Origin of the sequence: Frigoribacterium faeni (assembly GCF_007988805.1) — a bacterium.
Classification (GTDB): Bacteria; Actinomycetota; Actinomycetes; order Actinomycetales; family Microbacteriaceae; genus Frigoribacterium; species Frigoribacterium faeni.
In genome coordinates this window covers 1-2,813 of record NZ_BJUV01000070.1, presented here as the reverse complement: position 1 = coordinate 2,813, position 2,813 = coordinate 1, and the positions used below count along the sequence as shown (strand labels likewise).

Below are 2,813 nucleotides of genomic sequence, written 5' to 3'. Positions count from 1 at the left end.
CCCGCGCCTCCTCGGCGATCTCGATCCGGGCGTCGTGGCGGGCGACGCGGACGACGTCGGCGGCCGAGACCGGGCCGATGCCGACGACCACCGGGTCGTCGGTCGAGGGGAGGGGCGAGGAGGCGCGGGGCGAGTCGGTCATGCGCTCATCACACCGCGTCGCGCGGCTCGGGCGTCGCGGGCGCGCCGTGCCGCCCGCCTCCGCACCCTCACCCGCGGGTGCTCAGCGGGGGTCGGAGGCCGCGCCGCGGAGGATGCGGTCGGCCGCGTCGTCGCCGACCCCGAGCACGGTGGTGACCGTCGTGCGGCGCCCGCCATCCGAGGGCGGCACGGTGGCGGGGGAGGCGGCCCGGAACGTGCGGCCGCGCTCGGGCGAGTCGGTGACGTCGACGTGGAGCTCGTCGTGCAGCGCATCGACGACGGCGACGTCACCCACGGCGATGGCGGCCGCGAGCGGGTCGTGCAGGGGAGCGGCGCGCACGCCGAGCCCCGGCTCGTAGAAGTCGAAGTACGCCTCGAACATCGCCGAGACGGCCTGGGCGAGCGGGCCGCCGTCACGGGCCAGCCGGGCGGTGTGCCGCGGCTCGAAGCGGTGCTGCATGGTCACGTCGAGCGGCACGACAGTGATCGTGTGCCAGTCGGCGGCGAGCACGTGCGCGGCTCCGTCGGCGTCGTTCGCGATGTTGGCCTCGGCGAAGGGGGTGATGTTGCCAGGCACGGTGACGGCCCCGCCCATGAGCGTGATGCCGTCGACGCGCGACGCCAGGTCGGGCACGACGTCGAGGGCGCGGGCCACCGTCGTCAGCGGTGCGATCGCGATGATGTGCAGGCGCTCGCCGTGGCGCTCGACCAGGTCGGCCAGCAGCTCGACGGCGTCCTCGGCGACCAGTCGGGCGTCGGTGACGGGCAGGGCGACCCCGCCGACGCCGTCGGCGCCGTGCACGTGGGGTGCGCCCCCGTCGAACTCGCCCCGACGCGGGTGGTGCTCGCCGAGGGCGACCGGGATCCCCGTCGCGCCCGCGAGGCCCAGCAGTCGCAGCGTGTTCTCGGCTCCCGCCGCCGCCGAGACGTTGCCGCTGGTCGCGCCGATGCCGACCAGTCGGTCGCGGGCCGTGCCGAGCAGGTACGCGATCGCCAGGGAGTCGTCGATGCCGGTGTCGCAGTCGAGGTAGAAGACGGTGTCGGGGGTCGTGGTGTCGGTCACCGCACCACGGTAGCCGAGGAGGCGCGCCCGGGCGGTTCGCGCCGCTCCCGTTCCCGAGCACCCCGCCCGACACGGCAGGATGGACCCATGGGCGATGACTGCCGAGGGCGAGGCGGGCGATGAAGGCGGTCGTGGGGATCGACGTCGGCACGTCGAGCACCAAGGCGCTGCTCGTGACCCTCGACGGCGAGATCGTCGCGCAGGCGATGCGCGACCACACGGTCGACCGGCCCGGCCGGGGTCTCGTCGAGATGGACGGCGACGTCTGGTGGGCGGAGTGCTGCGCGCTCGTGCCCGAGCTGCTCGCCGCCGAGCCCACGGCCGAGATCGTGTCGGTCGGGGTCAGCGGCATGGGCCCGTGCGTGCTCCTCAGCGGCGACGACGGCCGGCCGCTGCGGCCGGCGGTGCTCTACGGGGTCGACACCCGGGCCGCCGATCTGATCGACGAGATCACCGAGTCGCTCGGGGGCGTCGACGCCATGCGGGCCCGGACCGGCTCCGCCCTCAGCACGCAGGCCGCCGGGTTGAAGCTGGCCTGGCTGGCCCGTCACGAGCCCGAGATCTGGGCCCGCGCCTCCCGGTTCACCATGCCCTCGTCGCGACTGGTCGAACTGCTCACCGACGAGTACGTGCTCGACCACCACTCGGCGAGCCATTGCACCCCGCTCTACGACGTGCACCGCCGGGCCTGGATCGACGAGTGGGTCGAGCGGCTCGCCCCGGGCCTCGAGATGCCGCGGCTCGCCTGGTCGGGCGACCGGGCGGGGGTCGTCACCGAGCGTGCGGCGGCCGCGACCGGGCTGCCCGCCGGGATCCCCGTCACGGTCGGCGCGATCGACGCGTTCGCCGAGGGGCTGAGCGTCGGTCTCGACGACCCCGAGCGGATGTTCCTGCAGTACGGCACGACGATGTTCATGCTCGTCCCGCTCGCCGAGCCGCGCCCCGTCCCGGGCCTGTGGACGACCGTGGGAGACGGCCCGGGCCGGTTCAGCGCGGCCGGCGGCCTGGCGACGGCCGGGGCGATCACCGACTGGCTGCGGCAGCTGACCGGTGCCGACTGGACCGACATCCTCGACGAGGCCGCGGACTCCGGCGTCGGAGCGCGCGGCCTGCTCGTGCTGCCCTACTTCGCCGGTGAGCGCACCCCTCTCGGCGACCCGGAGGCGCGGGGCGTCATCGCCGGGCTGACCGTCCGTCACACGCGGGGAGACATCTACCGCGCCGTGCTCGAGGCGACGGCCTTCGCCGTCCGTCACCACGTCGAGGTCCTCGCCGAGGCGGGGATCCCGGTGCGATCGCTGGTGGGTGCCGGGGGAGGGGTGCTCTCGCACCTCTGGCCGCAGATCGTCTCGGACGTCTGCGGGCTGCCGCAGGTCGTGCCGTGGGTGTCGGTCGGCGCCTCGTTCGGCTCGGCGCTGCTCGCGGCGGGGCTCGTCACCGAGGTCGACATCGACCTCTGGAACCCGCCGGCGATCGTGCTCACGCCCGACGAGAGCGCCCGGGCCGCCTACGACGAGGCCTATCGCGACTACCGACGGCTCTACCCCGACACCCTCGAGGTCGTGCACCGGCTCGCCGCTCGCGGCTGACCGGGCACGACCGTCCGTCG

At 75.0% G+C, this 2,813-nt stretch carries 2 protein-coding genes; one reads left to right on the top strand and one right to left on the bottom strand.

The annotated features are described in order from the left end of the window. Positions 1–223: 223 nt before the first annotated feature. A complete protein-coding gene (locus FFA01_RS15715) occupies positions 224–1,204 on the bottom strand; it encodes a nucleoside hydrolase (protein WP_167627411.1) in 981 nt (326 codons plus the stop codon). A 119-nt stretch (positions 1,205–1,323) separates the two neighbouring features. On the opposite strand from FFA01_RS15715, the gene FFA01_RS15710 reads away from it, so the two are divergent. Further along, positions 1,324–2,793 (top strand): FGGY-family carbohydrate kinase, encoded by a 1,470-nt coding sequence (locus FFA01_RS15710; protein WP_146857121.1) that lies wholly within the window; start codon positions 1,324–1,326, stop codon positions 2,791–2,793. Positions 2,794–2,813: the final 20 nt, after the last annotated feature.

Excerpts from the sequence above, each read along its gene's own strand:
- FFA01_RS15710 (WP_146857121.1), top strand. The coding sequence starts at position 1,324 with ATGAAGGCGGTCGTGGGGATCGACGTCGGCACGTCGAGCACCAAGGCG.